The organism is Streptomyces flavofungini (genome assembly GCF_041028215.1).
In the GTDB taxonomy this organism is placed as follows: domain Bacteria; phylum Actinomycetota; class Actinomycetes; order Streptomycetales; family Streptomycetaceae; genus Streptomyces; species Streptomyces flavofungini_B.
The window spans coordinates 1-6,850 of sequence record NZ_JASKYR010000398.1 but is presented as its reverse complement, the minus strand read 5'-3'; the positions used below and the strand labels follow the sequence as shown (position 1 = coordinate 6,850).

Here is a 6,850-nt window from a genome sequence, read left to right as displayed (position 1 = left end):
GGGCCGGGGGTGGCGGAAGGCCAGGCGGGCCCGGACCAGGGCCATGAGCTGGGACTCGGTCCCGGACAACCGGCCCGTCTCCGGGTCCGCGGCCTCGATGATCCGCCGCTGGGCGGCCGTCAGTGGCCTCATCGTGCCCGCACCCCTTCCCCCGGTCGTCCCGCACGCCGGTCCTTCCCGGCCCTACCGATAGTGCCCTGTGGCACTGACAACGCGCCCCGGCTGCCCCGACGGCGCGCGGCCCCAGCGGCAGTCGGACGGGTGCGGCCCCGGCGTTGTGGACCCGCGCTACGGCCGCAGGTTCCAGCTCGCCACCACCGGCCGCCCATGCTCGGTGCTCAACCGGCACACCGTCCCCGTGGCCAGCAGGAACATCGAGCCGCCCGACGGGGGCAGGCCCAGGCGGCGGGCCGCGAGGACGCGGAGGAAGTGGCTGTGGGCGAAGAGGACGACGCTGCCCTCGTAGTTGGCGAGGGCCGCGTCCACCTTGGCCAGCATGCGGTCGGCGCGCTCGCCCACCTGCTTCGGGTTCTCGCCGGGGTGGTCCGGCGGGCCGAGGGCGACGCCGTCCTCGAAGAGGTACCAGTTCGGCCGGGTGCGGTGGACCTCGACGGTCGTGATGCCCTCGTAGGCCCCGTACTCCCACTCGGCGAGGTCGGGGTCGACGCGCGCGTCCGGGAACCCGGCGAGCTCCGCGGTCTCGCGCGAGCGCTGCCGCGGGCTGGTGAACGCCGCCCCGATCCGGAACCTGCCGATGAGCGGGGCGAGCGAACGGGCCTGCTCCCTGCCGTTGTCCGTCAGGGGGATGTCCGTCCAGCTCGTGTGCTGTCCGGACAGGGACCACTCCGTCTCGCCGTGCCGGACGAGGAGCAGATCGCCCATGTCGCGCCAGTCCTGTTCTCTCGGGGGTGGCGGTGCCGTCCGGCGCCGCCACCCCCGAGACTGCCATGCCCCGCAGGTCGGCTGCCCGCCGGGACGCGCGTCAAGGCCGGTTCAGAGACCTTGGGGCACCCGTGCCGGGCGGCCGGAACCGCGGGTGAGGGCGTAGCCGCCGACGCCCGCGAGGGCCGCGAGGACACCGCCGGCGCCCGTCCAGAGCCAGCGCGAGGACCACCATCCGGAGGACCAGCCGTCCTCCGGCTCGGTGACCTCGGCGGGCCGCTGCTTGTCCGAACCCGCGCCCGGCACCAGCGGCTCAGCGAGCGCCCCGTCCACGGCCTGCGCGCCACCCGCGTCCGTGGCGGTGACCTTGACCTCGGTGCGCACCGGCAGGCCGAGGTCGTCGGCCTTGAGGCCGGTGACCGTCAGGCGCAGGTAGTACGTGCCGGGCAGCGGGTCGTTCGCCCACTGCTCCGACCAGGCCCTGACCGTCCGCAGCGAGCAGGACAGGGACACCGAAGCGGCGTCCTGCGCGGCCGTCCGCTTCGGCGTGCCGAGACGGCAGGCCTGGCGGCGCTTGAGCCCGTCGTAGACGTCGACCTGCCAGGTGGAGGCCGCGTGCCGGGCGGCGGCTTCCGGCAGCTTCACCGTGGCGTGCACGGTGGCGCGCTGCCCGGTGTCCACGGGGAACGCCCAGTACAGGTAGTCGCCCGTGGACGCCTCGGCGGTGGCCTCCTGGTCCTGGCGGATCGCGGTGGCGGTGCGGAAGGACGTGCCCGCCTCCGAGGGGGCGTCGCCCGTGTCGTCGGCGTCGCCGTCGGCGGCGGTCGCGGTGCCGGTGAGGGCCAGCAGGGCGGCGCCCGCCAGCAGGGCCGCGCGGCCCAGCAGCGTTGTCGTACGCATCAGTTGGTCCTCCAGACCGCGAAACGCCAGCGCGAGAGCCAGCCCCAGATCAGCCCGGCGAGGAAGCCGACGAGCACGAGCAGGCCGAGCAGCCACCAGCCGTGGCCGAGCCCGAAGTGCGCCACGTCGGACGCCTCGTCGGGGGAGTCGACCAGGTCGACGGCGAGCTCGACGGGCAGGCCCGGCGATCGCTTCACCGAGGCGGGCGCGGAGAAGGAGTTGCTGACGCGCAGGCAGACGGTCTCGCTCGCACCGTACTTGTCGTCCTCGTCGGCGTCGTCCGCCTCGGGCCGCGGGTAGCGCAGACCCGTCGAGATCACATCGGTGCGTCCGTCGCCGGACTCCTGGCCGCGTACGATCTCGCGCCCGTTCGCCGTCTCTGCCCGCAGCAGTACGCCGTAGTCGGGGTCGACGGCGCGGTCGGCCGAGACGCTCACCGAGGCGCGCAGCTCCCTGCCCGCGGGGACCTGCACGCGGTACCAGCGGTGCTCACCGAACTTCTCGCGGTCGGTGTAGAGGCCCGACTTCAGCTCGGGCGCGTCGGTGCACTGGGCGGCGCCCCTGGCCTCGACGGGGGTGACGACCGGGTCGGCCGCGCGGTCGACGAGCTGCTTGACGCGGCCCGCGAGTTCATCGGTGTGCCGGACCGAGGTGTAGGTGCCGCCGGTCGCCTCCGCGATGCAGCTGAGCTGGTCGCGGGTCTTGGCGTCCGGCACAAGGCCCAGCGTGTCGATGGTGAGGTGGATGCCCTTGGCGGAGATCTCGCGGGCCACCACGCACGGGTCGAGGGGCTGGCAGGTGTCCTCGCCGTCGGTTATCAGCACGATGCGGCGGCTGCGCTCGGCGGTGTCGTCCGTCAGGTCGTCGGCGGCCTTGAGCAGCGTCGGGCCGATGGGCGTCCAGCCGGTCGGCGCGAGGGTCGCGACCGCGGTCTTGGCGTCCGTGCGGCCCGCCTTGTCGAGCCGCTCCACGGGGTAGAGCAGCTCGGAGTCCTTGCAGCCGGTCCTGCGGTCGTCGCCGCGGTAGTTGGCGCCGAGGGTGCGGATGCCGAGGGCGACCTCGTCCGGAGTGGCGTCGAGCACCTCGTTGAAGGCCTGCTTCGCGGCGGCCATGCGGGACTTGCCGTCGATGTCGCGGGCCCGCATGGAGCCGCTGACGTCGAGGACCAGCTCGACCTTGGGGGAGGGCTGTGCGGGTTCGTCGCCGCCGTCGTCGTCGGCTGCCGCGGGGCCCGCCGTGACGATCCCGGCGGTCAGGGCGGCGAGCAGGGCGAGAGCCCACGCCGCCGGCCGTTGTCTTGTGATCATCGCCGGATCCTATTGATCACGGCGGCCCATTCCCAAAACGGCGTCAGAACGGTGAGTGACGCCCTGGCCTGACCCCGTGTGCCCTACGAGGGCCGCAGCACACGCCCGCCGAACGCCCCGGCTCCGTCCGCCCGCCTCCACCAGGTCTCCAGCGCCGTCTGGTCCATGGTGCGCCAGTCGGGCGTGGCCAGGACCAGCGCGTCGCCGAGGCGGCGCCCGAGGTCCACCATCGCGCGCCCGGAGGGGGTGCGCTCGCCGTCGTACGCGGCCACGGCCTCGTCCCAGGTGTCCGCCGAGGCGAGGGCGGACTCCAGGGCCGTCGCGTCCTGGAGCGCCTTCACCGCGCCCGCGCCCGTGTGCGGCCGGGCCACCGCGGCGGCATCGCCGGTCAGGAGCACCCGGCCCGCCGAGCAGCGCGGCGCCGCGAAGTCGTACATGGGCTGGAGGAAGCGCTCGGCGGGCGCCGTGACGTGCAGCAGCGCGCCCCAGAACGGCGGCAGGAGCTCGTCGGCCACGTGCCGCAGATGCGCGGTGAGCGCCTCGGTCAGGCCGCCGGGCGGCAGGCTCGTGGGGCCGGTGAGCCGCAGGCCGCGGCCGAGCCCGAGCCCGAGGTCGAGGTCCGGCGGTGGCGAGGTGTAGAGCACCCAGTTGACGCGGCGTCCGCCGGAGCCGTCGGGTATGCGGTAGACGATGAGGTGGCCGCCGGGGAAGACGGCGTACGCGCAGACCTCGTCCGGCCACGGGGACGGATCGGCGAGGCGGCTCTCCGGGAGGGCGCCGCGCCAGGCCAGATATCCGGCGTAGGCGGGCCTTACATCGCCGAAGACGGCCGCGCGGACCGTCGAGCGGTAGCCGTCGGCGCCGATGACCAGGTCGTAGCGCTCCTCTCCCGTGGCGGTCCCGACCGCGGTGCCTTCGGGCCCGGGGCGCAGCGTCTCCACCGGCGTGGCCGTCCGGAGGACGGCGGTCTTCGGGAGGCGGCCGTGCAGCTCCCGCCAGAGCGGCCCCCAGTTGTACGTACGGAAGGGGAAGGGCGTCTCGGCGATCGTCCGGCCCAGCGGGTCGGCCGTCGAGCCGTCGCGCACGTACCAGCGCCGCCGCTCCATCTGCACCCACGCCATGCCCGCGTGCAGATAACCGGCGGACTCCAGCTCGGCGTACCGCGCGTCGTGCACCGCGAGGCCCACACCACGGTCCGCGAGGTCGTCCGCGGCGCGTTCGTACACGGTGATCTCATCGGCCCCGCCGCGGTGCGCGGCCAGCGCCGACGCGCACCCCGCGACGCTGCCTCCCACGACGGCGACCCTGCCCCCACGCATCATCGGGCCAGCCTGGCAGCCCGCATGACCGCCTGTCAGCGGAGCGATACCCCGCGCCCGGCGAAGAACGGCTCGAACTCGTCGGCGGTGAGCGTGGCGGTCCTGGTCGCCGCGTCGACGCCCGAGGGGTTGTGGAAGTGCAGGCCCTCGGCGGTGCGGCCGGTGACAAGGACCAGGTGGCCGCCCCTGCCGGGCGCGGGCCGGTGCGGGCGGCGGATCTCGAAGTGCACGGAGGCGATCACCCGCCGCCCCTCGTCCAGGAGTGTCCCGATCCCGGCGACGGTCAGATGCCGGTGGACGGTGGCGTCGACGCCGTGCGCCTCGCGGGCGTACGCCGCGAACGGGGCGTAGACCATGCCGCGGATCCGCCCGTCCTCCTCGGTGTACGCGCCGTACTTCAGGGCGCCGTCGCGCAGCGCGAAGAGGGAGGGCGCGTCCGCGCCGAGCGCCATCTGATAGCACGTCATGCCGCAGAGGTGGCCGCACCAGCGGGCGTAGTCCTCGACGGTGGCGGCGCCGGACTCCCGCCAGGCGGGGTCGGCGGCGCGGTCGAAGTCCTCGTACACGATGGGTCCGACGAGGCCGGGCGAGGCGAACTGGGTACGGGAGGCCGTACCGCAGGTGGGGCAGAGGGGCACGTCGCTCCCGGTGGGCCGTGGCGGACCGCCGACTACTGGCGGTAGCCGCTGAGGAAGCGGCCGATGCGGCTGATCGCCGCGTCCAGGTCGTCAGCGTAAGGGAGGGTCAGGATGCGGAAGTGGTCGGGACGCGCCCAGTTGAAGCCGGTGCCCTGCACGACCTGGATCTTCTCCTGGAGCAGCAGGTCGAGGACGAACTTCTCGTCGTCGTGGATCGGGTGCACCTTCGGGTCGAGGCGCGGGAAGGCGTAGAGGGCGCCCTTGGGCTTCACGCAGGAGACGCCCGGGATCTCGTTCAGCTTCGCCCAGGCGCGGTCGCGCTGCTCGCGCAGCCGGCCGCCGGGCGCGGTGAGCTCATGGATGGACTGCCGCCCGCCGAGCGCCGCCTGGATGGCGTACTGCGCGGGGGCGTTCGGGCAGAGCCGCATGGAGGCGAGCATCGTCAGCCCCTCCAGATAGCTCCTGGCGTGCTGCCGCGGCCCGGTGACGACCAGCCAGCCGGAGCGGAACCCCGCCACCCGGTGGGTCTTGGAGAGCCCGCAGAAGGTGAGGACGACGAGGTCGGGGGCGAGGGCGGCGACGCTGTGGTGCACGGCGTCGTCGTACAGGATCTGGTCGTAGATCTCGTCGGCGAAGACCATCAGGCCGTGCCGCCGGGCGAGGTCGAGGATGCCCTCAAGGACCTCCTTGGGGTAGACGGCGCCGGTGGGGTTGTTCGGGTTGATGATCACGACGGCCCTGGTGCGGTCGGTGATCTTCGCGGCCATGTCGTCGAGGTCGGGGTACCACTCCGCGGACTCGTCGCACACGTAGTGCACGGCCTTGCCCCCGGAGAGGGTCGTCACGGCCGTCCACAGGGGGAAGTCGGGGGCGGGGATGAGTACTTCGTCGCCGTCCTCGAGGAGCGCCTGCACGGCCATGGTGACCAGCTCGGAGACGCCGTTGCCGAGGAAGACGTCGTCCACGGAGACCTCGTCGATGCCGAGCGCCTGATAGCGCTGGACGACCGCGCGGCGGGCGGAGAGGACGCCGCGCGAGTCCGTGTAGCCGTGCGCGTTCGGGAGCATCCGGATCATGTCCTGGACGATCTCCTCGGGCGCCTCGAAGCCGAAGAGCGCGGGGTTGCCGGTGTTGAGGCGCAGGACGCTGTGGCCCGCCTCCTCCAGGGCGTTGGCGTGCTCGATGACGGGGCCCCGGATCTCGTAACAGACATCGCTGAGCTTGCTCGACTGCCGGAACTCCATGCGGTGCGCCTCCCGTGACGTGTGTTACTTGGTTTTACCAAGTCCCCGCTTGGAAAGTCCAACAACTTGCCTAGACTATGTCGCATGCCACCTCAGCCACGGCCGTCCGCCCGCTCCCGCCGAAGCTACGACCAGTACTGCGCGGTCGCCCGCGGCCTCGACTCCGTCGGGGACCGCTGGACCCTGCTGATCGTCAGGGAGCTGCTCGCCGGGCCCCGTCGCTACACCGACCTCCACGCCGACCTGCCGGGCGTCAGCACCGACGTCCTCGCCTCGCGCCTGAAGGACATGGAGCAGCAGGGCCTGGTCACCCGCCGCAGACTGCCCCCGCCCGCGGCGGCCTCCGTGTACGAACTCACCGCCCGGGGACAGGAGTTGCTGCCGGTCCTGCGGGCCCTCGCGGCCTGGGGCACGCCCGCCCTCGCGGAGCGCGGACCCACCGACGCGGTCCGCGCGCACTGGTTCGCGCTGCCGCTGCTGCCGGTCCTCGCGGGGCTCGGGGCGCCGGGCGTCGTGCAGGTGCGGCTCGCGGAGGGCGAGTTCCACGTACGGGTGGGGGA

7 protein-coding genes are annotated in these 6,850 nt (G+C 73.6%); 1 reads left to right on the top strand and 6 read right to left on the bottom strand.

Annotated features, from left to right (window positions below; translation table 11 throughout):
- Positions 1-288: 288 nt before the first annotated feature.
- From AB8Z36_RS24900 to AB8Z36_RS24875, 6 genes are all read right to left on the bottom strand, one after another.
- Positions 289-882, bottom strand: coding sequence for a histidine phosphatase family protein (locus AB8Z36_RS24900; protein WP_369215601.1), 594 nt, complete (start codon positions 880-882; stop codon positions 289-291).
- A 111-nt stretch (positions 883-993) separates the two neighbouring features.
- A complete protein-coding gene (locus tag AB8Z36_RS24895) occupies positions 994-1,782 on the bottom strand; it encodes a hypothetical protein (RefSeq protein WP_369215600.1) in 789 nt (262 codons plus the stop codon).
- Complete coding sequence (locus tag AB8Z36_RS24890) at positions 1,782-3,089, bottom strand: VWA domain-containing protein (protein ID WP_369215599.1); 1,308 nt, start codon at positions 3,087-3,089, stop codon at positions 1,782-1,784. Before AB8Z36_RS24890 ends, AB8Z36_RS24895 begins: the two co-directional genes overlap by 1 nt.
- 83 nt (positions 3,090-3,172) lie before the next feature.
- Positions 3,173-4,408 (bottom strand): FAD-dependent monooxygenase, encoded by a 1,236-nt coding sequence (locus AB8Z36_RS24885; protein ID WP_369215602.1) that lies wholly within the window; start codon positions 4,406-4,408, stop codon positions 3,173-3,175.
- A 35-nt stretch (positions 4,409-4,443) separates the two neighbouring features.
- Positions 4,444-5,046, bottom strand: a complete 603-nt coding sequence (locus AB8Z36_RS24880) for a peptidase (RefSeq protein ID WP_369215598.1) — start codon at positions 5,044-5,046, stop codon at positions 4,444-4,446.
- A gap of 32 nt (positions 5,047-5,078) precedes the next feature.
- The gene (locus AB8Z36_RS24875; protein WP_369215597.1) at positions 5,079-6,290 is read right to left on the bottom strand and encodes a pyridoxal phosphate-dependent aminotransferase; all 1,212 of its coding nucleotides are present in this window, start codon (positions 6,288-6,290) and stop codon (positions 5,079-5,081) included.
- An 84-nt stretch (positions 6,291-6,374) separates the two neighbouring features.
- Here AB8Z36_RS24875 and AB8Z36_RS24870 point away from each other — a divergent pair.
- A partial coding sequence (locus AB8Z36_RS24870; protein WP_369215596.1) for a winged helix-turn-helix transcriptional regulator occupies positions 6,375-6,850 on the top strand: 476 nt, incomplete at its 3' end.

Coding starts and splice junctions, on each gene's coding strand:
- AB8Z36_RS24895 (WP_369215600.1), bottom strand. CDS start 1,782: ATGCGTACGACAACGCTGCTGGGCCGCGCGGCCCTGCTGGCGGGCGCC.
- AB8Z36_RS24900 (WP_369215601.1), bottom strand. CDS start 882: ATGGGCGATCTGCTCCTCGTCCGGCACGGCGAGACGGAGTGGTCCCTG.
- AB8Z36_RS24890 (WP_369215599.1), bottom strand. CDS start 3,089: ATGATCACAAGACAACGGCCGGCGGCGTGGGCTCTCGCCCTGCTCGCC.
- AB8Z36_RS24875 (WP_369215597.1), bottom strand. CDS start 6,290: ATGGAGTTCCGGCAGTCGAGCAAGCTCAGCGATGTCTGTTACGAGATC.
- AB8Z36_RS24885 (WP_369215602.1), bottom strand. CDS start 4,408: ATGCGTGGGGGCAGGGTCGCCGTCGTGGGAGGCAGCGTCGCGGGGTGC.